Raw genomic sequence first — 24,736 nt, 5'->3', positions numbered from 1 at the left:
TTTTTGTGGTGGTGGGGGTGTAGTGGACTACTTTCAGCGAGATTTTTGTGATTGAATAAATGTCTGTCAGTTTGTGGATCCGTGTTCAGATGGTCTTCAGGCTGCTTCGAATATCTCCTACGATTTTTAAGGATTGAGCCGTTGCAAAACGCACATCTTAAGAAGCGAATCATGGCCGGCCTGATTACAGGCGTCATGGCCGTTAGTACCGTGCACGTTGCTGCGCCGAACGCAAGCGCAGACATTGCTGTTACAAGCCAGTACGATCAGCTCTCCCAAGAAGAACTGCAGAAGGTCTTTGAAGGCCAGCAAATCTGGAAAGAGAAGATCCCGAAGGGCCAGAACGCTCTCGGCCTGCTGGCTACCCAGTACGGCCCGGGCTGGTGCATCGACTGGGGCGTCGATAACCCATGGAACAACCCGAAGGGTTACTCCTTCCGTAAGCTGACCGGCCAGTCCGGCCGCTACGGTGTTGGCAACCGTATCAACCCGGATGTTGAGAAGGGTGCCATCAACTTGATGAAGGCCGTTCTCGAGGACCAGGAGAAGGGCAACATCGAGGGCGTTAAGCGCAAGATGATGTACATGCAGGCGTTGGTGTCCAACAACCTTGCATACCTCAACGAGGTTCGCCCGAACCTGATGGGTGACGCGATGTTCACCCAGCTGACTGGTTTCGAGATTCGCTACAAGCGCGTTGATCGGGCAAACCCGGGGCCGAACTACTACCTCGTCGTCAACGAGCAGGCGATGCAGAAGATTCGTAGCTCCGTCAAGGCCAGCGAATACATCGTTGTTCTGATGCCGAACAACTACAACCTGAACTTCAGCTGGCGGCGTGAGTACACTTCCCAGCGTCTGATCACGCCGTACCAGCCAGGTCTGGAGAAGCCGAAGCCGCCACAGCCGCAGGAGCCTCACTACACGAACACGACAGTGACGCTGCCGAAGAGCACGGTGACCACCGTCGTGACGGTCCCAGAGACGACCGTAACCCGCTGGGAGGAAATCCCGCCAACCACCAAGGTGACGACCGTAACGAAGCCGGCGGAGACGAAGACCACCACGGTTACTCACGAGCCGTCGACGGTAACGACGACCAAGCGTGAAAACGGCAAGGACGTCACGGTCACGAAGACCATCACGCCGGAGCCGTCGATTGTTGAGACGGTTGTTCCAGGCTCGACGGTCACCAACACGACGACCGTTACTGAGCGCCCAGTCGTGACCACGGTCAAGGAGCACGTCACCCCGACGACGGAGACCCACTACACGACCGTCCCAACGACGGTTGAGGTCACCCCGTCTGACGTCACCGAGACGAAGACCGAGCAGTCCACCGTTACGACGACTTCCACGAACGTCAACGTTCAGGAGATCATCAAGGAGTACTACACCCGGATCGAGAAGGAAGTCTACGAGATCCACAACACGATCGACATCCGTCACAAGGACGAGAAGAAGATCCTTGACATGGGCGATCTGAAGAAGCAGGGCTACTCCTGGCGCATCACGAAGGGCGAAGACCTCGTGATCGTGGATCGCGATAAGGACAACAACCTGATCATCAAGCCGAAGGATGACTTCAAGGGATCCGGTGTTGTTGAGATCGTCGTTACCGATGAGAACGGCAACGAGTACATCTACGAGCTGCAGATCAACGATCGCACTGGTGAGGTTGAGCACCTCAACAAGATCGTCAACAACTACTTCTACAACATCAACCAGGGTGGCTCTGATCGCACCAAGATCATCACGCTGGACAAGGGTGACAAGGTAGAGGTTCTCGAGGGTGGCGACATCGCGACCGTGAAGGACGATGGTGCTGGCAAGCTCATCATCACCCCGAAGGACAAGGATGTTCACGGTGAGGTGATCGTCAAGATCACGTCGAAGAACGGTGAAGAGAAGCAGAACATCATCACCATTGAGAACATCAACTCCACCTACAAGGTGACCCGCGAGATCCTCAACACCTCCGTGGGCTTCGTTGAGCGTCGTGGTGGTACCAAGTTCGAGATCACCTCCGACGAGAACAAGGTCATCAAGGAGATCGTCGAGGACGGCGACAACTGGAAGATCGTTCCGAACGAAGGCGCTGAAGGCGAAGCAACCGTCACCTTCACCGACAAGGACGGCCGCACTTACGAGTTCACGTTCATCGTCAAGAAGGACGTGAACGCTGGCCCGGACATCCGTGACGTTCTCATCAACCACGATGGCAAGGTCGAGATCGAGCGCCGCGACAACTACACCATCAAGATTGTCAGCGGTGAAGACTACGCGAAGATCATTGAAGAGAATGGCAAGTGGGTCGTGAAGCCGACCGACGCAGCTGCCAATAACCTTCAGGGCAGCCAGGTCGTCGTTCAGGTGAACGACGACAAGGGTGAGCTGAGCAACATCTGGAACATCCAGATTAATCCGGCTCTCAACCAGGACACCTTCGAAAAGCGTGTGCTGAAGCGTGAGACGGCAGATCGCTCCTACATGGAGATCACCGCTGGTAGCGCCACGAACAACAACCTCACCATCACTGAGGGTGAGGACTTGGTCGTCAAGGATGAGAAGAATACGAAGACCAACGACAACGGTGACACCACCGATCTGCGCTTCCGCTTCAAGCCGGGCACGAAGGGCCAGGTCAAGATCCAGGAGACCATGCGTTGGTACGACGTAGAGAACCTCCCCGAGGGCTCTACCCCTGCCGGTGGACCGAAGACGGACAAGGACGGCAAGAAGTACGTTGACCTTGTCATCACCGAGTGGGTTGTTGATGTCGAGCCGGGTCACGTCCAGGAGCTGAACCACGAGTTCACCACTGACAACGACCTGACGATTCAGGGCACCGACCTCAAGCTCATCAAGGGCGAGGAGCTGCTGAAGTCGAAGCCTGAAGAAGGTTCCATCATGAAGCTGGAGCCGAAGCGTGAGGCAGAAGGCACCGTTGTCGTCGAGAACCGCACGAACGACGGCTACGTCTTCGAGCGCTACACCATCAACTTCAAGCCTGGTCGTGACTTGAACAAGGTCATCAAGCGCGTGATCACGACGGATAGCACCGCGAAGCTGGCTCGCTACGAGAACGACAAGGTCTTTAAGGTCCTCGAGGGCACCCTTGCTGACGGTAAGGACATCACCAGCGAGTTCAAGAAGTACTTCAAGTACTCAGAGGAGACGAACGAGTTCCAGCTCGTGCCGCTCGAGGCAGCAATCGGCAAGGTCTTCACCTTCCAGATCGCTGACGACCGTGGCGTGTACGCGAACTACGAGTTCACCGTCGGCGCTGGCGAGAACAAGAGCAACCGCACCTTCGAGATCCCAGAATCGTCCGAGTTCCGCGTGCTGCAGATCAACCCGAACACCATGGTGTGGGTCAGCGGTTCCGAGAACTTCACGACGAACGTCCAGGACAGCGGTTCTGTCGACGGCAAGAGCAACAAGATCTCTGAGTGGGTTGCAAAGCCTGTGAAGGATTCGGCTGGCAAGTCCGGCATCGTGCAGGAAGTCGACCCAGAGGGCAACGTTGTTAACCGTTACACGCTGAACATCACGGCGCCGAAGGTCCGTAAGTTCGATGAGGTTCAGAAGGGCGCTCTTGTTGGTGAGACGCTGACCATCGAGAAGAAGGACAAGGACAACACCTTGGCCATCGTCAAGGGTCGCGACCTTCTCACCGACATCAGCGCTGATAACTCCGTCTTCACTCCGACGGACAAGGCTGCAAATCAGTCCGTGGTTGTTGAGGAGTACAACGCCAACGGTGACCTGGTGACTCGATACACCATCTCCGTGCTGCCAATGGGCTGGTCCACCTCCGAGGGCGCGAACATCGCTGACCCGAACAAGCTCTTCATCATTAAGAAGAACGAGAAGACCGGCGTCATCACCATCGAGCTCAACCCTGACTCTGGCGTGAAGCTTGACCTGAGCAAGGTTGACTTCGACATTGTCGGCGGTAAGGCGACGAAGGAGTTCAAGGACGGTAAGTGGATCATCACCCCGGAGAAGAATGGCAATCTCACCATCGTGCCGATCTTCCCGAACTCTGCTCAGGGTGCTCCAGTCGATGTTGAGGTAAATATCACCGTTACGAAGGAAACCAAGGGTTCCTCGAACGCGAACTTCAAGGACCCGAAGTGCATCGCTGGTCTGGTCGGCATGGCGTCGCCACTGCTGCTGTTGATCCCGCTGGGCATCCTCTCCCAGGTCCGCATCCCGGGCCTCGAGAGCCTGCGCGCAGAGGTCAACGCAGCCATCAAGCGCGCTAACGATGACATCCAGCGTGGCCTGGGTATCTACGACCGCGACCGCGCAGAGCGCGCAGCCGGCCTGCAGGGTGCGTTCCAGGTAGCGAACCCACAGATGATCGGCCTCGCAGGTGGCGCCCTCGGTGCCATCACCGCCGGCCTGATCATCATGGACGTTGTCCTGCGTAGCTGTGGTGTGGACGAAGCAACGTCCTCCTACCAGCTGGGCAAGGCAACCGGCAACCAGACCCTGATTGACGGTTCCTCCAAGAAGGACGATCAGGGCACCGAGGAAGCAAAGCCTGCCGAGGACAAGCCAGCGGAGAACAACTAACGTTGACTCCGTCTCAGGCTGAGGTCAGGGCATAACAAAACCCGGCCCGCACACCACACGGTGCGCGGGCCGGGTTTTCTCTTGCAGTAAAGGGAATCGGCTACTTCCGCTTCTTCGGCAACGCCATCAGCGCCGCACCCATCGAAACCAGCCACGAATCCTTCGCCAGGGAAAGGCCATCGTGGGAAGGACGGATGCCGTCGTCCTCGGTCATGGCGTCGTTGTTGAAGTACATCGTCAACATGCCAGCGCCAAACGAGCCAAGGGCCGCACCGGCGAGACGGTTGCTCACAAAGGGGGCGAGCAGCGCGCCGGCCACCGCTGCCTCAGAGACAGCGAGACCCTTGCCGAACTGCTCCGGATCCAACTTGCCAAGCGCAGGGATGCCCGTGGCAGCCATGCCCTGGAGGCCCTCTGCGGCCTCACGGTTAAGGCCAAACTTGCCCAGGGCAGAGTTCAAAATGAAAAGCCCCGCCGGTACTCGCAGGGCAACGGATGCAAGCTTCGCAGATGTAGACATAGTGTGCTCCTTCGCTATTGGTAGATCGCAATGCGTGTTGACGCATCAACAATGGGCGCGAGTCTACCAGCCGAGGAATTCACGCGCAGAGGGGGAGCGCACCACATTCGTGATTTTCTGAAGGTCGCATACACGTTTTCCCAGGTCATTAAACGCCCCGCTCTGTGTCAAGTGGTTGTGGGCCAGATTCATGGTTAACAATGCATCATCAATGCACGCGGCGTCGGCGCCGTTTACCCAAACCGCCCCGCCCCCACAACCCATCACGATCTAACACCCAACCACGTTCACAACCACTTGACATAAAGCGTTCCAGCAGGACGCTCGGCGTTTCCCCAGGTCGCCAACCCCGCGGACGGAAATCTGGTGCACTCCCCGCAAGCACACGTCTGGAACAAACAGTAGACTGGCTACGTTTACACCCCTGACAGAGCAAATCTACGAGGAGTTTCCATGACCAACGAGGCCAGCGAACAAACAGAACAAATTCATGACGTTATTATTGTCGGCTCGGGCCCGGCGGGGTACACGGCGGCGCTGTACGCGGCGCGTGCGGAGCTGAACCCGTTGGTGTTTGAGGGTTACGAGTACGGCGGCGAGCTGATGAACACCACTGAGGTGGAGAACTTCCCTGGCTTCAAGGATGGGGTGATGGGCCCGGATCTGATGATGCAGATGCGCGAGCAGGCGGAGAAGTTCGGCGCGCGCCTGGAGTCGGAGCTGGTGGACAAGGTTGATCTCTCCGGTGACGTGAAGAAGGTGTTCGTGGGGGATGACGTCTACCAGGCCCGCGCGGTCATTCTCGCTACTGGTGCGGCACCGCGTCACCTGGGCATTCCGGGTGAGGCTGAGCTGACGGGTCGCGGTGTGTCCACGTGCGCGACCTGTGACGGCTTCTTCTTTAAGGATCAGCACATTGCCGTTGTCGGTGGTGGGGATTCGGCGATGGAGGAAGCGACGTTTTTGACCAAATTTGGGTCGAAGGTTTCCATTATTCACCGTTCGGAGAACTTCCGCGCGTCGCAGATTATGTTGGAGCGCGCCCGGGCAAATGAGAAGATTGAGTTTATTACGCATTCGGTGGTCGAAGAGGTCGTCGAAAAGGATGGCAAGGTTGGCGGCCTGAAGGTGCGTAACGTGCAGTCGGGCGAGGAGTCGGTGCTGGACGCGACGGCGTTGTTCGTGGCGATCGGGCATGATCCGCGTTCGGCGTTCCTGGAGGGCCAGGTGGCCACGGACGAGGGCGGGTACGTCCTTGTCGACGCCCCTTCGACCCGCACGAACGTGCCGGGCGTGTTTGCGTGTGGCGATTTGGTGGATAACCACTATCGTCAGGCGATTACGGCGGCTGGTTCGGGGTGCCGGGCGGCGTTGGATGCGCAGCATTTCCTTGCGGCGCTTTAGAATGGAAAGAACTGTGTTCAAGGAGGAACGATGAGTGCACCTGTTGATGTGACGAAGAATACGTTTAAGGCTGAGGTCGTTGAGGCTTCGACGCCGGTGTTGGTGGATTTTTGGGCTGAGTGGTGCGCTCCGTGCCGGAAGCTGTCGCCGACGTTGGATGAGATTGCGTCTGAGCTGGATGGCAAGGTGAAGGTCGCGAAGGTGAATGTGGATGAGGAGCGTGAGCTGGGGATGATGTTCCAGGTCATGTCGATTCCGACTGTGTTGATCTTCAAGGATGGCCAGAAGGTGGATGAGTTTGTGGGGGCGCTTCCGAAGGCGCAGATCGTCCAGAAGGTTGAGTCGTATCTGTAGGCTGTCCGTCGTAGGATGGACTGCATTGTTGGTTTTGTAGAAAGGTGCCCAGTGGGTGACATTCTCCGCGTAGGTGATTCGAGTGCTCGCGTGGCCGAGGCGCGTGCGACGCTTGCGCGTTTGGGCATGTTGGAGGACTTCGATGGGGACATCGAGGACTTCAACTCGCGGCAGTTCACTCCCGACGAGATGCTTTTCGACGCCCCTTTGGCGGAGTCCGTGAAAGCATTTCAGCAGTCGCGGGGAATTATGCCGACTGGCGCTATCGATGACTTGACGTTGCGTGAGCTGCGTGAGGCGTCGTATACGTTGGGGGCGCGTGTGTTGCAGTACCAGCCGAATCAGGAGTTGGTGGGCGACGACGTGGGGCAGTTGCAGACGCAGCTGCATGAGCTGGGGTTTTATTCGGATCGTGTGGATGGGCGGTTCGGTCCGCGCACGCACGAGGCTGTGATGAATTACCAGCTGAATTCGGGCTTGGAAGACGATGGGGTGTGTGGCCCGGATACGTTGCACGCGTTGAGTCTGTTGGGCCGCCGGATTACGGGCGGTTCGGCGCACGCGATTCGCGAGCGTGAGCATGTGCGTGCGGCTGGCCCGCAGTTGGCGGGCAAGCGCGTGGTGATTGATCCGCATCTTGGTGGTGCGGATAAGGGCGCGCTTGTCGACGGCCCCTTCGGCCAGATCACGGAGGAGGAGATCCTGTGGGATTTGGCGCAGCGCGTGGAGGGCCGCATGATTGCGGCTGGTGTGGAGACGATCATCTCGCGCCCGCGTGGTGATAATCCGTCGTGTAAGGAGCGCGCCGATCTGGCGAACGGTTTCGACGCCGACTTGGTGATTTCCCTGCAGTTGGACCGTTATGCCAATGAGAAGGCGAATGGTGTGGCCACGTTCTACTTCGGTTCGGAGAACGGGACGTCGTCGATGACGGGGGAGACGCTGTCGGGCTATATTCAGCGTGAGATTGCGGCGAGGACGTCGCTACGTAATTGCTGGAATCATGCCCGGACGTGGGAGATGCTGCGGATGACGCGGATGCCGTCGGTGGAGATCGTGGCTGGCTATGTCACGAATCCGCACGATGTTGAGGTGGTGACGGATCCGCAGCAGCGTGACGCGATCGCGGAGGCGATTGTGGTGGCGGTGAAGCGCCTGTACTTGCTGGATTCTGATGACCAACCGACAGGCACCTACTCCTTCCAGGATTTGCTCCGCCAGGAGCACCTGTAGTTAATCGGTGCCCTGGATGAGGCCCATGATGCGTTCGAAGTCCTGACGGTCGCCGAACTCGACGACGATTTTGCCTTTCCGCTTGCCCATGGTGACGGAGACTTTGGTGTCCCATTCGTCGGCGAGTTGGTCGGCGGCCCGGGTCAGGTATTCGGGCTGGGGGATGGGCTCGCGGCGTTTCTTTTGCGGGACACCGCCTTCGTTATTCATGAGGGTGACGGCCTCTTCGGTGGCGCGGACGCTTAAGCCTTCGGCGACGATGCGTTCGGCGAGGAGGTTTTGGCCGTTGGAGGTCAGGGCGTCGCTGCCGAGCTTGAGGCCGAGGAGTGCGCGGGCGTGGCCCGCGGAGAGTACGCCGGCGGCGACGCGGCGCTGCACCGGCACCGGGAGGCGCAGGAGGCGGATCGCGTTGGTGATCACCGGGCGGGAGCGGCCGAGTTTGTCGGCGAGTTGCTCCTGGGTGACGCCGAACTCTTCGAGGAGCTGCTGGTAGGCGGCGGCTTCTTCGAGCGGGTTGAGCTGGACGCGGTGGATGTTTTCCAGGAGGGCGTCGCGAAGCATGTCCTGGTCGGAGGTTTCGCGGACGATGGCCGGGATGTGCTTCAGGCCGGCTTTGGAGGCGGCGCGCCAGCGGCGCTCACCCATGATGAGTTCGAAGCCCTCGGGCGTGTCGCGCACGACGATGGGTTGCAGCAGGCCGAACTCGCGGATGGAGTGGACCAGCTCGTTGAGGTCGTCTTCGTCGAAGACCTGGCGTGGCTGCTTCGGGTTCGGGATGATCTGCCCGACCGCGATTTCCTGGTAGCGCGCGCCGACGGGCACGGGCTGCATAACGTTCTCTGGCGTGGCGCCGACGGTGGGCGCGCCCGCAACCTTGGGCCGCTTTCCGCGCGGCGGAAGCTTGTCGCCGCCACCGGAAGCTCCCGAAGCCCCGGAAGCCCCGGCGGCGCCGGCTGCGCCGAAGATCACGTCGGAGGCTTTGCCGCCGATGCCGCCGGTTTTGCCGGTTTTGTCGGTCGCGGCTGGTGCCTGCGGGATGAGTGCTGCTAGTCCGCGGCCGAGGCCGCCTTTACGCTCTTGTGCCATGGTTATTCCTCGCCCTCGTCAAGTTGTTGGGCCACCTGGGGGCTGACTCCGATGGGCCCCGTGGTGGCGTGTGGTTGGTAGTCGCCGCGTGTTGCCAGTTCGCGGGCGGCGTCGTAGTAGGCCAGCGCTCCGCTGGAGAGTGGGTCGTAGTCGATGACGGTTTGGCCGTAGCCTGGCGCCTCGGAAACCTTCACGGAGCGCGGGATGACGTTGCGCAGCACCACTTCGCCGAACTGGTTGCGCACTTCGCCGGCGACGTCCGCCGCAAGCCGCGTGCGGGCGTCGTACATGGTGAGCACGATCGCGGAGATGTGCAGGTTGTGGTTGAGGTGCTCGCGGATCATGCTGATGTTGCCGAGCAGCTGGCCGACGCCCTCAAGCGCGTAGTACTCGCACTGGATGGGGATCATGACTTCGTCGACGGCGGTCATGGCGTTGATGGTGAGCAACCCGAGTGATGGTGGGCAGTCGATGAAGACGTAGTCGAAGTTGTGATCTTCGAGGAAGCCGCGCCGGATGGCGTCGTGCAGCCGGTATTCGCGGCGCACCATGGACACCAGCTCGATTTCGGCGCCGGCGAGGTCGATGGTGGCGGGGATGCAGTAGAGGTTCTCGTTGTTGGCGTGCGCCTGCAGTGCTTCCTCGGGCGTTGCTTCGCCGATGAGGACTTCGTAGCTGGAGGTGGTGCCGGAGGTGTGCTCGGCGCCGAGCGCGGTGGAGGCGTTGCCCTGCGGGTCCAGGTCGATGACGAGGACGCGCATGCCTTGGCGGCTGAGTGCCGACGCCATGTTCACGGATGTCGTCGTCTTGCCGACGCCGCCCTTCTGGTTCGCAACGGTGAACACGCGGGTGTGCGCGGGGCGTTGCAGCGTGGCGTTGTCCATGCTGGTGGTGTTCCTTTCCGCTATTTCCGCACGATTCGGATGAGGGTGGTGGGCTGGTCGAGGACGTCGGCGCCAACCTGGAAAATGCTCGGCGTGATCCCCCCGGCTTTCTTAATCGCCCGCGCGTCGCGTGCGAGTTCTTCTGCAACACTAGCGCCTTTCAGTGCCAACATCGAGCCCCCGTGGCGGACCAGTGGCAGGCTCCAGCCGGCCAGCTTGCCCAGGGGTGCGACCGCGCGGGAGGTGACCACGTCGAACTGCCCGCCGGGCTGCTCCTCGGCGCGGCCGCGGACGACGGTGACGTTGTCCAGTCCCAACTCGTTTTTGACCTCGGCGAGGTACGTGGAGCGCTTCAGCAGCGGCTCGATGAGGGTAAAGGAGACGTCGGGGCGCGCGATGGCCAGTGGGATGCCGGGCAGCCCTGCGCCGGAGCCGATGTCGGCGACGGTGGTGGCGTCGTCAAGTGCTTCGGAGACCACCGCACAGTTGAGGATGTGCCGTTCCCACAGGCGGCTGACTTCTTTGGGGCCGATGAAGCCGCGCTCGGCGGCGGTGGTGGCCAGCGATTCGTGGTAGGCCTCGGCGAGCGGCAGGCGGTCGCCGAAGATGGTGGCGGCGGCTGTGGGCTGTTCTGACACGGCTGTGTACTCCTTTGAATTTTTAGTCTGGCATCGACTCTAGTAAAAGTAACGCCCCCAGCAAACACTTGCTGGGGGCTGAAGGCAGTCAGCTACTTGCCTTGCTGCTTGCGCTGCTTCTTGCTGCGCTTGTCCACCTTGCGTGCACCGACAACGGGAGCGGAGGCGCGCTTGGCTTCCGCCTTGGCGCGCTCCTCGGCCTCTTCCTCGGCGTCCATCTTGGCAAAGACGATGCGGGTCTGGAAGAAGGTCCACACGTTGTTGGCCAGCATGTAGAACAGCAGGCCGATGTGCCACAGGAAGCCGGACGCGATGATCATGACCGGGAAGACCCAGAGCATCATCTTGTTCATCATCTGCATCTGCTGTTGCATCATGGCGGCGTTGTCACCGGATGGGGTGTTGACCTTGCCGGCGGCGCGGCGTGCGGCCTGACGGTTCATGGACATCCGGGCGTTGAGGTGGGTGAACGTCGCGGAGATGAGCACGAGCGGCAGGCACACCATGACGATGTTGGCGCGGGTGAAGTCCAGGCCGGTGAACGCCGCGAAGGCGTCTTCTGGCATGGACATGTACGCGGAGAGCGGCACACCGAAGAAGTCGGCGTCCAGGAAGGAGCGGACGTCTTCTGGGGAGAACGCGTAGTTGGCCAGGTTGCGGTTCTCTTCAACGCTGAGGCCCAGCTGGTTGGGGCCGGTGCCGGTGCGGTTGAAGGAGCGCAGCACGTGGAACAGGCCGATGAACACGGGCATCTGTGCCAGCGGGACGATGCACGAGGCGAGCGGGTTGGTGCCCATCTCCTTGTACAGCTTCTGCGTCTCTTCCGCCATTTTCTGCTGGTCGTTCTTGTACTTTTGGCGGATTTCCTGCATCTTCGGCTGCATTTCCTGCATCTTGCGCATGGACCGCATTTGGTTGACCATGGGCTTGACCAGCAGGGTTCGCAGGGTGAAGGTGAGGAAGACGATGGACAGGATCCATGACAACGCCGAGTCTGGCGAGAGGATGAAGCCGAATACTTTGTGCCAGAACCACAGCACCCAAGAAATCGGCCAGTAGATGAAATTCAGCACTTTGGGGTGTTACTCCTCGTTGGTTACTTGGTGGTCGTTCCTGTGGACGCGTCCGTACCGCTGCCGGGTACTGGGTCGAACCCGCCGGGGTGCCAGGGCCCACATTTGCAGACGCGGGCCACGCTGAGCAGGGTGCCTTTGATGGCACCGTGTCGCGCGACCGCTTCGAGTGCGTAGGCGCTGCACACTGGCATGAAACGACACGTCGCACCCATCTTAAGGGGTGAGAGGTACTTTTGGTAGCAGCGTACGGCCTTCACGAGTGCCCGCGCGGCCGCGGTTGGTGGTGCGGGGATGCGTTGGCCTAGGAAGTTGTAGTACGCCATTTGTCCAGGGCTTTGCGCAGCGCGGCGTCGTAGTCGTGCGCGAGTTGCGCGCTCGTGGCGGTGGCTGAGGCGGGCAGGGCTCTCACCACGACGTCGTGGTGCAGCTCCAGCTTATCGACGCCCCCTCGCAGCACATGCCGCAGCTTCCGAGACACCGCGTGCCTGGTCACCGCGTTACCGACCTGCTTGGACACGATCAGTCCGAAGCGCGGCCCGCCGTGCAGCGCGATGGTGTCCTCGGCCCGCGAGCGGACGTGGACGATTAAAGTGCGAGACCCCGCGCGCACTCCTTTCCTCATGGTCTGCCGGAAGTCGGCAGAGGAGGAGAGTTTGTGCGGGCGGGGTAACACGATGTCGCTGCGCTTCGGGCGTTTATGCCGTCAGGCTTGCGCGGCCCTTCTTGCGGCGCGCGGAAACGATTGCGCGGCCGGCGCGGGTGCGCATGCGGGCACGGAAGCCGTGCTTGCGTGAACGACGGCGGTTGTTTGGCTGGTAAGTCCGCTTAGACACGGTGGACTCCTTATAAGAGGTCACGACGGCCAGCGGGAACCCGCCGCGGTGTGCGACGCATTCCCTCCCGGGGTAGTAGCCGTCCCGGAATTGCAATGTTCAGGTTGAGATTGCCCGGCCGCGGCGCGTTGTGCGCGTTGACCTGCATGCATCACCTTCGCTGACTCGCCCTGGGTGGGCGGCCCGGTGCACTGCGTAGATGGTGCTCTCAAGCACACCGTGGGCATGTTGCTTCGCGCCCGTGGTGTGACAGACTACGCCAGACTACGCGAAAAACCGCTGGTTGTTCAAATCGACACACTGTCTTTTGAGCCGGGTGGGGCGCAGGTCCATTCGTTTACCCCCGTAATTACAAGGGTGTACTTTCGCGCAGGTGGTTGCATATTTTCGAACACCGGGGGCCGCGCTATCACCGGCCTGACGCGCGATTACTTCCCAACACGCGTACGCAATGTTCGAGATTTCCTGTGAATCACATCCGTGAAACGAGTTATCCACAGGGTTGTGGCGTGCGGGCTGTTAGACATTGCAAGCTCACACCGGGTAACAATGATAAAGCACCACAATTACACACGTTCTTTCTCCACATCGCTGTGGATAACTGTGAACAACAGGTTGAGACTTTGCGGCGTAATTTGTAATTACAGCAGGTCACAGCCGGTAAAAGTTCCGTGAAAAGTTATCCACAGGGGAGGGGGAAGGCTGTGAACAACTTACTCACCGAAGTTATCCACAGGTGTGGACAAGTCTGTGGAAGATACTGGTGAGACGCAGGTTTTGGAATTACAAAATCTGTGAAACAGCGGTGGAATGTACGTGAAATTCCACAGTTGTGACGAACGTCACTAAATGACATGTCGGATTAGGAGGAAAGCGGGACGTTGGCAGAGCAAGACATCGAAACGCTATGGCGCACCATCGTCGCTGACCTGCTGGCGCTGTCCGCGCAGCCCAGCTCACAGGTCCCGACGCTCACCCCACAAGAGCGCGCCTACCTCCAGCTCGTCCGCCCAGTCATGCTTGTCGACGGCTACGCCATCCTCTCCGCCCCCCACGCCGCCGCAAAAACGGTCGTGGAGCAGTCCCTCGCGCCGCACATCACGGCGCTACTGGCCTCCCACCTGGGCAAACACTGCACGCTCGCCGTCTCGATCCAGGCGCCTTCAGCTCCGGCAGCGCCTTCAGCTCCGCCTGCCCCCGAGGCCGTCGACCCGGCCCACATGACCCCCGGCGAGCAAATCCCAATGGGCCTCGACGAACTCGCTGAGATGCACGCCCGCCAACAGCAACAACACCAGGCGCCGGCGCACCCGACCGTCCCTAAGCGAATCCCCCGCGAAAAGCCTGCCCACGACCCCGAGCGCGAGACCAGCCTCAACCCGAAGTACACCTTTGAGAACTTCGTCATCGGCTCCTCGAACCGCTTCGCCAACGGCGCCGCCGTCGCCGTCGCCGAGAACCCGGCTCGCGCCTACAACCCCCTGTTCATCTGGGGCGGCTCCGGCCTCGGCAAGACGCACTTGCTGCACGCCGCCGGCAACTACGCGCAAGTCCTGCAGCCGAACCTCCGGATCAAGTACGTCTCCTCCGAGGAGTTCACGAACGACTACATCAACTCCGTGCGCGACGACCGCCAGGAAAGCTTCAAGCGCCGCTACCGCAACCTTGACATCCTGATGGTCGACGACATCCAGTTCCTCGAGGGCAAGGAAGGTACCCAGGAGGAGTTCTTCCACACCTTCAACGCGCTGCACCAGGCGAATAAGCAGATCATCCTGTCGTCTGACCGCCCGCCGAAGCAGCTCACCACCCTCGAGGACCGCCTCCGCACCCGCTTCGAAGGCGGCCTGATCACCGACGTCCAGCCACCAGACCTGGAGACCCGTATCGCCATCTTGATGAAAAAGGCAGCAGCCGACGGCACGCAGGTCGACCACCAGGTGCTCGAGCTCATCGCCTCACAATTCGAGTCGTCGATCCGCGAGCTCGAGGGTGCCCTCATCAGGGTCTCGGCCTACTCTTCCCTTATCGACGAGCCCATCACCCTCGACGTCGCCCAAGTCGCCCTTCGCGACATCCTTCCCGACGAAGGCGACATCAACATCAACGCCTCCACCATCAAGGAGTACGCCGCCGAATACTTCAACGTCACGATGGACCAGCTCATCGGCGCAGGTAAAACCCGCCAAGTGGCGCACGCCCGCCAGATCGCGATGTACCTGTGCCGCGAACTGACCGAACTCTCCCTTCCCAAGATCGGCGACGAGTTCGGCGGCAAGGACCACACCACCGTGATGTACGCGGACCGCAAGATCCGCAAGGAGATGACGGAGAACCGCGGCACCTACGACGAAATCCAGGAACTGACCCAAATCATCAAGGCCCGCGCCCGCACGCTGCGTTAACTTTCGTCGCTCTTGGCGTCGCCCGCACCAAATTCCCTCACGCACCCCCAGCGACCTGGGGAAACACAAGCCCGACTCCCCAAATCCCGGAATTTGGTGCCCCACCTGGTCTCTCAGTGCCAAAAGACGCACCCACTTTTGCCTAGCCCTTTTTCTGCCAGGCACTTTGAACACCTAGTCCATATCAGATTGCGACATTTGGCACTCCCACCTCCCGCACCCCTAAAAAACCATCCACAGACTTATCCACACCTGTGTAATTACACCGCTGTAATTCACATTCAGGGGCAAAACACCTAAGTGACTCCCACCACAAAGAGACCCACATCACACACCACAGCCCTTGTGGATAACGTGTGAATCCCCAGTGGACAACCCTTCCCGAGTTGTGCACAGATCAAATGACAGAAAATCTATCCACAAGCGCCCGGAGTTATCCACATTTCTTCCACAGGCAATTGCACACCCTGTTTTCGCGCTCCGACCACGGCGAATTCGTGTAATTCCACAGATTGCACAGGACTTATTGTTGTTCCCAAGGTTTTTACTTGTAATTCCTAGAGTAGAAAGGGGAGCTGTGCAGAACGGCGCACAAACGACCAACGCCCCAAAAAGCCATGAGCCAGGCGTGTGAAAACTCGAATGACAAAAAGCGCGTCCCCGCCTAGAGTGAGTACGTAATTACAAGAATCTCTACGTACTGCAAGGAGCCCGTGTCACTATGGCGGACATCCAAGACAACTTGAATTCCAACGTTTCCTTCCGCGTGCACAAGGAGGACCTGTCGGACGCGGTGGCGTGGGTTGCTCGGATGTTGCCTACGAAGAACACGCAGCCGATTTTGCGCGCGGTGTTGATTACGGCGTCGGATGAGGGTTTGGAGTTCGCGGGCTTCGATTATGAGGTGTCGTCGCGGGTACGGATTGCGGCGGAGGTTGCTACGCCGGGTCGTGTTGCGGTGGCGGGCAAGTTGTTGTCTGACATTGTTGCGAATATGCCGAATCAGCCGGTTGAGGTTTCTACGAGTGACACAAAGTTGCTTCTCGACGGCGGCTCCGCCCACTTCGAGCTGCCTTTGATGCCGTTGGACGATTATCCGCAGTTGCCGCAGTTGCCTGAGGTGACGGGCACGATCGGTTCGGAGGATCTCAGTGGCGCGGTGATGCAGGTGGCTGCCGCGGCGGGTAAGGATGACACGTTGCCGATGCTGACCGGTATCCACATTGAGGTGGAGGGTTCGACGTTGCATTTGACGGCGACGGACCGTTTCCGGTTGGCGTTGCGTTCGTTGGAGTGGTCGCCTGCTGGTGAGGGGGTGCAGGCGAAGCTGTTGGTGCCGGCGAAGACGTTGTTGGATAACGCGCGGACGTTGGATACGCAGTTGGAGGAGCCGGTGCAGATTGCCGTTGGTGGCGTCGATAATGTGGGCGCGGACGGCTTGTTTGGTTTGCATGCGGGCAATCGTGAGACGACGACGCGTATGTTGGATGCGGATTTCCCGAATGTGCAGCCGTTGTTGCCGAAGGCGCATACGTCGATGGCGTCGGTGGAGGTGGCTCCGTTGTTGGAGGCGATTCGTCGTGTGTCGTTGGTGGCGGATCGGAATGCGCAGTTGAGGTTGCATTTTTCGGAGGGTCAGGTGACGTTGTTTGCGTCGGGGGCTGATTCTGGTGAGGCGTCGGAGTCGATTCCTGCTCAGTTTGTGGGGGAGGATGAGCTGCTGATTGCGTTTAATGCTGGTTATTTGCGTGATGGTTTGTCGGTGATTGGGACGGATCGTGCGGTGTTTGGGTTTACGGAGTCGTCGCGTCCGGCGATTATGATTCCGGAGCCGGAGTCCTTGCCGGAGAAGGGTGATGATGGGTTGTTCCCGACGCCGGAGACGAATTTCACGTATTTGTTGATGCCGGTTCGCCTGCCGGGCTAGTTTGCCGCGATGTACGTTTCGGAACTTGACCTGCGTGATTTCCGTTCGTGGCGGGAGTTGCATGTGGATTTGGAGCCGGGCGTCACGGTGTTTTCGGGCCGCAATGGGCACGGGAAGACGAACATTGTGGAGGCGGTGCGGTACACGTCGATGCTCGGGAGTCACCGGGTGGCCACGGACGCTCCGCTGATCCATTCGGGGGCGAGTGATGCGCGCGTGTCGGCGACGACGGTGAATGAGGGGCGCGCGCTGACTACTCATGTGTTGATTAAGGCGAGTGGGGCGAATCAGGCGCAGATTAATAGGACGCGGTTGAAGTCGGCGCGTGAGTTGCTGGGTGTGTTGCGGACGGTGATGTTTTCGCCGGAGGATTTGCGTTTGGTGAGTGGGGAGCCGGGGGATCGTCGCCGGTTTTTGGATGCGTTGGCTGCGGTGCGTACGCCGCGTCATGGTGGGGCGAAGGCGGATTATGACAAGGTGTTGCGCCAGCGTAATGCGTTGTTGCGTTCGCAGAATATGGCGCTGCGCCGCGGTTATGGGGATGCGGCGGGCGCGGGTGCGTTGAGCACGTTGGATGCGTGGGATGCGCAGTTGGCGCGCTATGGTGCGCAGGTGTTGGCGGGCAGGCTTTTGCTTGTCGACGCCCTCTCCGACCCCATCACGGAGTCGTACGCGTCGGTGGCGCCGGAGTCGCGTGCGGCGTCGGTGGAGTACACGTCGACGCTGGATCGGGCGGTGTTGGAGTTGACGGGGGAGGCGTCGCGGGATCCGCAGGTGTTGGAGGCGGCGATGTTGTCGGAGTTGGGGAGGCGTCGAAAAGAGGAGATTGAGCGCGGCTCAACGCTGGTTGGTCCGCATAGGGATGACCTGGTGTTGATGCTGGGTCAGCAGCCGGCGAAGGGCTATGCGTCACATGGGGAGACGTGGTCCTTTGCGCTGAGTTTGCACTTGGCGGAGTACCGCTTGTTGGCCGGTGAGGGCACGGATCCGGTGCTGATTCTGGATGATGTGTTTGCGGAGTTGGACGCGAAGCGCCGTGAGCGGTTGGTGCACGTGGCGGAGTCGGCGGAGCAGGTGCTGATTACGGCGGCGGTCGGGGATGACTTGCCGGGCAACCTTGATGGGGCGGTGACGGCGCGGTATCACGTGCGGATGGAGGAGGGGGTGTCCCATATTGAGCGAGCGTGACTTGGTGGACACCACGTTTGATCAGTTGCGGCGCACGGCGAAGCGGCGCGGCGGGCGGTTGCCGGATTTGTCGAAGCAGGGCGTGAGCGTGGTGCCGCGCCGCAGTCAGGGCAAGGGCCGTCCGGTGAAGGATATTACGGTGCCGGGGCTGCACTTTGAGCAGGAGGAGCGCAGGCCGTGGCTGGAGCGGGGCCGTCCGACGGGCAAGGATGGCCGGGCGTTGCCGCGGAGTTACAAGGTGAAGTCGTTTTCGTCGCTGCTGGGTAAGGAGATCCGGAAGCGCGATTGGACGGAGAACATGGCGTATGGCTGGGTGATGGGCAATTGGGAGGGCCTGGTCGGAGCTACGATCGCGGAGCATACGAAGGTGGAGATGATTAAGGATGGCGAGGTCTTCATCACCTGCACGACGACGGCGTGGGCGACGCAGCTGAAGTACATGCAGTCGACGGTGCTGCGCGCGATCGCGGAGAAGGTGGGCCCGGATGTGATCCGGAAGCTGCACATTTATGGGCCGCGGGTGAAGAGTTGGCGCTATGGTCCGCTGCACGTGAAGGGGCGGGGTCCGAGGGACACGTACGGGTAGTCGTGGGGTTTGGTGTCCTGTTTTACGTGTAAGATGGGACGGGTTAATGACATTTTTCAGGAGGAGCGTCTTTTCCAGTGGCTGATCAACAACCTCATTATGACGCGTCGTCGATTACTATCCTCGAGGGCCTTGAGGCCGTCCGGAAGCGCCCAGGTATGTACATTGGGTCGACCGGTGAGCGTGGCCTGCACCACTTGGTGTGGGAGGTCGTGGATAACTCGGTCGATGAGGCGATGGCGGGCTATGCCGATCGCGTCGATGTGACTCTGCTCGCGGATGGCGGCGTAGAGGTCGTCGATAATGGTCGTGGTATTCCGGTGGAGATGCACCCGTCTGGTGCGCCGACGGTGCAGGTCGTGATGACGCAGCTGCACGCGGGCGGTAAGTTCGACTCGGAGTCGTACGCGGTGTCGGGTGGCTTGCACGGTGTGGGTATTTCCGTGGTGAACGCGCTGTCCACGCGCGTGGAGGCGGACATTAAGCGCGATGGCAAGCACTGGTACCAGCGGTTTGTGGACGCGCAGCCGGAGCCTCTGGAGGAGGGCGGCAATGCCCGCGGCACGGGTACGGCGATTCGTTTCTGGCCGGACCCGGAGATTTTTGAGACCACGGAGTTTAAGTGGGACACGATCGCGCGTCGTCTGCAGGAGATGGCGTTCCTGAACAAGGGCCTGACCATCACGCTGAAGGATGAGCGCGTCTCCGAGGAGGAGCTTGAGCTCGAGGCGATCGCGGAGGAGGGTGAGACGGCCGCTGCGGTTGGCTCGGACTCGTTTGACGACGCCACCGAGGGTGACACATCTGCTGCCCCGAAGAAGCGCGAGAAGAAGGTCACGTACCACTACCCGGATGGCCTGATTGATTACGTCAACTACCTGAATAAGTCGAAGACGGCGATCCACCCGACGATCGTGGGCTTTGACCAGAAGGGTGACGGCCTTGAGGCTGAGGTGGCGATGCAGTGGAACAGCTCGTTTAAGGAGTCTGTGCACACGTTCGCGAACACCATTAATACGCATGAGGGCGGTACGCACGAGGAGGGTTTCCGTGCGGCGTTGACCACGCTGATGAACCGCTACGCGCGTGACCATAAGCTGCTGAAGGACAAGGAGCCGAACCTCACTGGTGATGACTGCCGTGAGGGTCTCGCGGCCGTGGTGTCTGTCCGCGTGGCGGACCCGCAGTTTGAGGGCCAGACGAAGACGAAGCTCGGCAATACCGAGGTGAAGGGCTTCGTGCAGCGCGCCGTGAACGAGAATCTGTCGGATTGGTTTGATGCCAACCCGGCGGAGGCGAAGGCCATTATTTCGAAGGCTGTGTCGTCGTCGCAGGCGCGTCAGGCGGCGCGCAAGGCGCGTGACTTGGTGCGTCGTAAGTCGGCGACGGACTTGGGTGGCCTGCCGGGTAAGTTGGCGGACTGCCGTTCGAAGGACCCGAAGCTGTCCGAGCTGTTCATTGTTGAGGGCGACTCAGCAGGTGGTTCGGCGAAGCAGGGCCGCGACTCGATGTACCAGGCGATTCTCCCGCTGCGCGGCAAGATCCTGAACGTGGAGAAGGCCCGCATGGACCGCGTGTTGAAGAACGCGGAGGTCCAGGCGATCATCACCGCGCTGGGTACGGGTATTCACGAAGAGTTCGACATTTCGAAGCTGCGCTACCACAAGATTGTGCTGATGGCGGATGCTGACGTCGACGGCCAGCACATCGCGACGCTGCTGCTCACCCTGCTGTTCCGCTTCATGCCGGAGCTCATCGAGGAGGGCCACGTCTATCTGGCGAACCCGCCGCTCTACAAGCTGAAGTGGGCGAAGGGCGAGCCTGGCTACGCCTTCTCCGACGCGGAGCGTGACCAGTTGCTCGCGGAGGGCCTGGAGGCCGGCCGTAAGATCAACACGGATGACGGCATCCAGCGCTACAAGGGTCTGGGTGAGATGAACCCGAGCGAGCTGTGGGAGACCACGCTTGACCGGGATCACCGTATTCTGCGTCGCGTTGATGTGGAGGATGCCCAGCGCGCTGATGAGCTGTTCAGCATCCTGATGGGCGATGATGTGGCGGCTCGCCGCTCCTTCATCACCCGCAAGGCGAAGGACGTCCGCTTCCTGGACGTCTAGCCTTCCATCTGCTTTTCGACGACCTCTCCGATCCGCGGCAACGCAGGCCCCACAATTTTGGCGGCCTTGCTGCGGAAGGTGGCGTAGATCTTCTGTACGCCGGCTGGCATGGAGTCGCGGAGGTTGTCGCCGAGTGAGACGAGTTCTGTGACCACGTCGTCTTCGTGTTGTGCGAGGTATTCGCCAAAGGCGGCGTGGTCGCTGTTTTTGTAGTCTTCCCAGCGGGGGTTGAGCTGCTCGAGCAGCTGGGGGAGTACGGTGTTGATGCCCTTGTGCAGGATCCGGGCGTCGACTTTCTTTACGCCCGCGATTGCGGAGCGCAGCGCCATGCCGGTGAGTCCGCTTTGGTCTGCGACGGTCTGGTCGACCACTCCGGCGAGCGCGTCGACGATTCCTGGGCGGCGCCCATTGTGCAGCAGTGCGTTGAGTCCTTGTGGTGTTTCCATGCCGTTGATTGTATGACAAATGCGACCTGCCCCCCGGCAGGTCGCATTGTTACGTTGAGCGTTGCGGCTCTTCCGCCACAGCCGTCACACAGGACACTGTAACCACAACAGGAACAAACTTATCATGAGTCACAGTGGTTACATATTTGGGGTGGGGTTTAGACCTTGGGCAACATCTTCTGCAGCTCGTTGAGGTCGATCTTGGAGAAATCGAAAATGCGGTTACCCTGGGAGGATCCCATCACGCCCGAGAGTCCTGCCTGGCGCGCGAGGTCGTCGACGGCTGCGCGCAGTGGGGGGACGGCGTCGACAATTACTTGGCCGACCAGCAGGGTGAGCAGCGCCGCGATGGTCAGCGAGACCGGCGCTGAGCCCGTGTATGCGCTGCCGAGCGGTGGCTGCTTTGGTGGGGTGACGGTCGGCGTGATCACCGGCGTCGGTTTGGAGGATCCGGAGGACCCCGATGGAGCGGTGGTGGCTTGCGGCGCGACGATCAGCGACGCCGTAAGCCCGCCGGCGAGGACGAGAGCACTCATTTTCTTCATAGTGCTTAGAATATCGTCCCCGCGCGAACGGTGTTAGCGAAGCAGCGCGTTGATGTCGACGTACTGCAGCACATAGTTCGCCGCGCCGGCGAGCAGACCGAGCAGCGCGAGCACGCCAACCACGATGCCGATGGTCGCACCCGTGCTCGAGCCCTCCTCGTTCGAGGAGGAGCTGCTGGAGCCATCGCTACTCGATCCGGTGTCACCACCCTTATCGACGTCCGCAACCGTGGCCTTCAGCTTGTACTCCTTTGTGGACCAGTCAGGGAACGTCGCGGTGACGGTGTAGTCGATGGAGGCGCCAGGCTTCGCGTCCGCCGGAGGCGTGATAGTGACCTCACCCGTGCGCGGGTCGGTGGCGAACTTCCAGCCCTCGTAGGTGCCGTTCGGGCCCGTGAACTTCGTGCCCGCCGGAACGTTGCCGCTCGGACGCTGCACGATCGTGTCGCCGGCGTTCACCTTCGGCTGTTCAAAGTCGACGTTAGTCTTGTCCGCCTGCGATTCCTTCGGCTTCGCTGGCGTCGTCGTGCCCGTTGGCTGCTCGCTCGTCGGCTGCTCGCTGGTGGACGGCGCCGTGGTGGTGCGCTCCACGTAGACGGTGACTTCGTGAATCTGCCTCGACTTGTCTGGGAAGACCACGGTGACAGGGAAGCTCACAGTGGTACCAACCGTCGCGTTTGCTGGTGCAGTAATTCGAATCTCACCAGTCTGGCTGTTCGTGGTGGCGGACCATCCTTGCTGCGACCCGCTCGGCCCGTTGAACTTCGTGCCCGCCGGGAATTCGCCCTTCGGCTTCAGCGTCACGGACTCGCCCGCGTGCACCGGCGTGCGCGCGTACTCAATCTTGGTCGTCTCATTCTGTGGCCTCGAAGGCTTCGTCGAGGTCGTTGGAGTCGTCTCACTTGTCGACGCCTCTTCGGTTGTCCGCGGCGCGGACTCCTTCGTGGTCGTCGTTGCCTTGGTTGTTGGCGTTGCCTTGGTAGTCGACGTGGCCGGGGTGGTCGTCTCCGGGGTGGTGGACTTCTCGGTTGTCCGCGGGGCGGACGTGGTCGGCTCGGTCGTCTTGTCGGAAGTCGTCGGCGTAGTCGTTGACGGGGCGGTTGTCCGCGGCGCGGACTCCTCCGAAGTCGGCGTGGACTCCTCAGACGTGGATGGCTCGGTCGTCTTGTCGGAAGTCGTCGGTTTCGTCGTCGTAGCCTCTTCGCTTGTCCGCGGCGTGGACAGTTCCGTGGTTTTTTCCGAAGTCGTCGGGGCGGTTGTCCGCGGCGCGGACTCCTCCGAAGTCGGCGTGGACTCCTTGGTGGAGGTCGTCGGAGTAGTCGTCTCCTTTGCCTTTACGGTGACGTGGAATTTCGTCTCCTGCTTGGAGCCGTCGCGGAAGTAGATCTCGAGGGGAACCGTGAAGTCGAAGTCACGGGCGTGGCTTGGTACTTCAACGGAGACGGCGCCGTCTTTGTCGGTGTTGACCTTCACACCGTTGACGCTCTGGTTCTTCGGGCCGTTGACGATGGCACCGGTCGGCAGGGATTCGGCTGGTTTGAACACTCGGTTCTCGCCGGCCTTGACGGTTACGTCCTTGTAGGTGACCTTGAACTTGTCGGACTCGGGGTTGGTTGGTGCCTCGAAGAGGACGACCGCGTTGGTGACGGTGCGGGAACCGTCGGGGAACTCGACGCGGACAGGTACGTTGATCTGGGTGCCTGCGCGGGTGCCCTCTGGGGCTTTGACGGTCACCACACCGGTCGAAGGCTCGATGCCGATCTCCCATCCCGTTGGTGGCGTCGCGTTCATGGCGAACTTGGTGCCCTCCGGCACATCCTTGAGCGCGGGGGTGATGGTGGCGGTTTCATCGGCTGGGGATTTCTCCACCGGGTAGTCGACGCTGGCCTTGCTGGACTGCCACACGGGGTCCTTGGTCACCTCGACCTTGGCCTGTACGAAGTCTTGGGATTCGTCGGAGTAGGTGACGATGACGGGCACATTCGCGACGGCACCGGCAGCGAGCGGCTGCTTTGGTTTCGCGGTGATGGTGCCGGTGGTGGCGTCGATAGACAGGTCCCACAGCTTGGACTCGCCCATGATCTTAAAGTTGGTGCCTTCGGGCAGCTCAGCGGTCTGCTTGAGGGTGGCCGTTTCGTTACCCGCGATCTGCGCTGTGGTGTACTCCGGTGTGTGCTTCGCGGCGAGGCGGTCGGATGGCGGGGTGGTGTTGCCGTGCTGGTCGGCGACGGTGACTTTGGCGTGCTTGACGTCGGAGGAGCCGTCGGGGAACTCTGCGCGAATTGGGATGGAGAGCCAGGAGCCGTAGCCGATGTCCCCTGGTTTGACGGTGACGGCGCCGGTGGCCTCGTCGACGCTTACGTCCCACTTCTCAATCTTGTCACTGTTGAGGTAGAACTTGGTGCCCTGCGTGAACGTGCCCGTGGGGGTAACGGTGACGCTCTGCTTCGGCTGGACCAGCGAGTCCTTGTACTCGATGGTGGAGGTGTTGGCGTTGTTGTTGCCACCAGGAACGACGGTCACTTCGGCGTCGTAGGTGGCCGTGGTTTTGTCAGCGAAGAGAACTAAGACGCGGTAGCGCAGTCCCTGGCCGGGGCGCAGTTTCGGTGCGGCCTCGATCGTCACAGCGCCGGTTTTCTCGTCGGTGGTCAGCTTCCAGCCGTCGATGCTGGTCGGGCCGACTGCCTTGGCGCCCTCTGGGAGTGGGACGCTCGGCTCGACGGTGATGGTGCCGCCGGCGGTAATTTCAGCGTTGCGCCATTCGCGCGCTTCCTGTGACTGAGATGCCGAATCTGACGCTGCGGTTGTCTCAGAAGTCGTCTCTTCCGCGCGCAACTGAGGTGCGGCCAGGCCGGCGCCGATCAGCGCTGCGGTGGTTGCCAGTACAGCGGTGTACTTTGTAGCGTTCAT

At 60.8% G+C, this 24,736-nt stretch carries 20 protein-coding genes; 9 read left to right on the top strand and 11 right to left on the bottom strand.

The genetic code is table 11. From position 1 onward, the window contains the following. Nucleotides 1-171 precede the first annotated feature (171 nt). On the top strand, nt 172-4,584 hold the full coding sequence (locus ACXIUA_RS04585) for a hypothetical protein (RefSeq protein WP_457976248.1): 4,413 nt from the start codon (nt 172-174) through the stop codon (nt 4,582-4,584). Between the two features lie 100 nt (nt 4,585-4,684). Here the strand turns inward: ACXIUA_RS04585 and ACXIUA_RS04580 are convergent, their stop codons facing one another. Next, on the bottom strand, nt 4,685-5,104 hold the full coding sequence (locus ACXIUA_RS04580) for a hypothetical protein (protein ID WP_256001460.1): 420 nt from the start codon (nt 5,102-5,104) through the stop codon (nt 4,685-4,687). A gap of 453 nt (nt 5,105-5,557) precedes the next feature. On the opposite strand from ACXIUA_RS04580, the gene trxB reads away from it, so the two are divergent. The 3 genes from trxB to ACXIUA_RS04565 are packed head-to-tail and all read left to right on the top strand — an operon-like array spanning nt 5,558 to nt 8,095. Continuing rightward, nucleotides 5,558-6,508 carry a thioredoxin-disulfide reductase gene (gene trxB, locus ACXIUA_RS04575; RefSeq protein ID WP_256042348.1) on the top strand — a complete coding sequence of 317 codons (951 nt, stop codon included), beginning with the start codon at nt 5,558-5,560 and terminating at the stop codon, nt 6,506-6,508. A gap of 30 nt (nt 6,509-6,538) precedes the next feature. Then, nucleotides 6,539-6,862, top strand: coding sequence for a thioredoxin (trxA, locus tag ACXIUA_RS04570; protein ID WP_070478319.1), 324 nt, complete (start codon nt 6,539-6,541; stop codon nt 6,860-6,862). Between the two features lie 51 nt (nt 6,863-6,913). Beyond that, entirely contained in the window at nt 6,914-8,095 is a 1,182-nt protein-coding gene (locus ACXIUA_RS04565) for an N-acetylmuramoyl-L-alanine amidase (RefSeq protein ID WP_284804844.1), read from the top strand. Here the strand turns inward: ACXIUA_RS04565 and ACXIUA_RS04560 are convergent, their stop codons facing one another. The 7 genes from ACXIUA_RS04560 to rpmH all read right to left on the bottom strand — a co-directional run bounded on the left by ACXIUA_RS04560 (nt 8,096) and on the right by rpmH (nt 12,612). Continuing rightward, nucleotides 8,096-9,181: a ParB/RepB/Spo0J family partition protein gene (locus ACXIUA_RS04560; protein ID WP_457976247.1), complete on the bottom strand. Its 1,086-nt coding sequence runs from the start codon at nt 9,179-9,181 to the stop codon at nt 8,096-8,098. A gap of 2 nt (nt 9,182-9,183) precedes the next feature. Further along, complete coding sequence (locus ACXIUA_RS04555; RefSeq protein ID WP_457976246.1) at nt 9,184-10,065, bottom strand: ParA family protein; 882 nt, start codon at nt 10,063-10,065, stop codon at nt 9,184-9,186. 20 nt (nt 10,066-10,085) lie between these two features. Then, the gene (gene rsmG, locus ACXIUA_RS04550) at nt 10,086-10,703 is read right to left on the bottom strand and encodes a 16S rRNA (guanine(527)-N(7))-methyltransferase RsmG (protein ID WP_457976245.1); all 618 of its coding nucleotides are present in this window, start codon (nt 10,701-10,703) and stop codon (nt 10,086-10,088) included. A gap of 92 nt (nt 10,704-10,795) precedes the next feature. After that, nucleotides 10,796-11,776 (bottom strand): membrane protein insertase YidC, encoded by a 981-nt coding sequence (gene yidC / locus ACXIUA_RS04545; RefSeq protein WP_071573182.1) that lies wholly within the window; start codon nt 11,774-11,776, stop codon nt 10,796-10,798. 23 nt (nt 11,777-11,799) lie between these two features. After that, nucleotides 11,800-12,102, bottom strand: coding sequence for a membrane protein insertion efficiency factor YidD (gene yidD, locus ACXIUA_RS04540; RefSeq protein ID WP_071573183.1), 303 nt, complete (start codon nt 12,100-12,102; stop codon nt 11,800-11,802). Further along, on the bottom strand, nt 12,081-12,452 hold the full coding sequence (rnpA, locus tag ACXIUA_RS04535) for a ribonuclease P protein component (protein WP_070975456.1): 372 nt from the start codon (nt 12,450-12,452) through the stop codon (nt 12,081-12,083). Before rnpA ends, yidD begins: the two co-directional genes overlap by 22 nt. Before the next feature lie 22 nt (nt 12,453-12,474). Then, nucleotides 12,475-12,612 carry a 50S ribosomal protein L34 gene (gene rpmH, locus ACXIUA_RS04530; protein WP_070363641.1) on the bottom strand — a complete coding sequence of 46 codons (138 nt, stop codon included), beginning with the start codon at nt 12,610-12,612 and terminating at the stop codon, nt 12,475-12,477. Between the two features lie 881 nt (nt 12,613-13,493). Here rpmH and dnaA point away from each other — a divergent pair. From dnaA to gyrB, 5 genes are all read left to right on the top strand, one after another. Then, nucleotides 13,494-15,017: a chromosomal replication initiator protein DnaA gene (gene dnaA, locus ACXIUA_RS04525; RefSeq protein WP_256001252.1), complete on the top strand. Its 1,524-nt coding sequence runs from the start codon at nt 13,494-13,496 to the stop codon at nt 15,015-15,017. A 721-nt stretch (nt 15,018-15,738) separates the two neighbouring features. After that, on the top strand, nt 15,739-16,944 hold the full coding sequence (gene dnaN / locus ACXIUA_RS04520) for a DNA polymerase III subunit beta (protein ID WP_252931823.1): 1,206 nt from the start codon (nt 15,739-15,741) through the stop codon (nt 16,942-16,944). Between the two features lie 9 nt (nt 16,945-16,953). Next, nucleotides 16,954-18,132, top strand: a complete 1,179-nt coding sequence (gene recF, locus ACXIUA_RS04515) for a DNA replication/repair protein RecF (protein WP_457976244.1) — start codon at nt 16,954-16,956, stop codon at nt 18,130-18,132. Then, nucleotides 18,116-18,718: a DciA family protein gene (locus ACXIUA_RS04510; RefSeq protein WP_457976253.1), complete on the top strand. Its 603-nt coding sequence runs from the start codon at nt 18,116-18,118 to the stop codon at nt 18,716-18,718. Before recF ends, ACXIUA_RS04510 begins: the two co-directional genes overlap by 17 nt. A gap of 77 nt (nt 18,719-18,795) precedes the next feature. Next, nucleotides 18,796-20,835: a DNA topoisomerase (ATP-hydrolyzing) subunit B gene (gene gyrB, locus ACXIUA_RS04505; protein ID WP_070478306.1), complete on the top strand. Its 2,040-nt coding sequence runs from the start codon at nt 18,796-18,798 to the stop codon at nt 20,833-20,835. Here gyrB and ACXIUA_RS04500 read toward each other — a convergent pair. The 3 genes from ACXIUA_RS04500 to ACXIUA_RS04490 form a co-directional block, all read right to left on the bottom strand. Further along, a complete protein-coding gene (locus ACXIUA_RS04500; protein WP_070478304.1) occupies nt 20,832-21,281 on the bottom strand; it encodes a DUF6918 family protein in 450 nt (149 codons plus the stop codon). The two genes, gyrB and ACXIUA_RS04500, sit on opposite strands and share 4 nt — an antisense overlap. A gap of 158 nt (nt 21,282-21,439) precedes the next feature. Next, the gene (locus ACXIUA_RS04495; RefSeq protein ID WP_256008407.1) at nt 21,440-21,826 is read right to left on the bottom strand and encodes a hypothetical protein; all 387 of its coding nucleotides are present in this window, start codon (nt 21,824-21,826) and stop codon (nt 21,440-21,442) included. Between the two features lie 33 nt (nt 21,827-21,859). After that, the coding region (locus ACXIUA_RS04490; RefSeq protein WP_457976243.1) for a Rib/alpha-like domain-containing protein at nt 21,860-24,736 on the bottom strand (2,877 nt) is incomplete at its 5' end.

It is taken from the genome of Corynebacterium sp. UMB8791 (genome assembly GCF_054166365.1).
The sequence above is the reverse complement of the archived record's forward strand: the minus strand, read 5'-3'. Positions and strand labels throughout refer to the sequence as shown.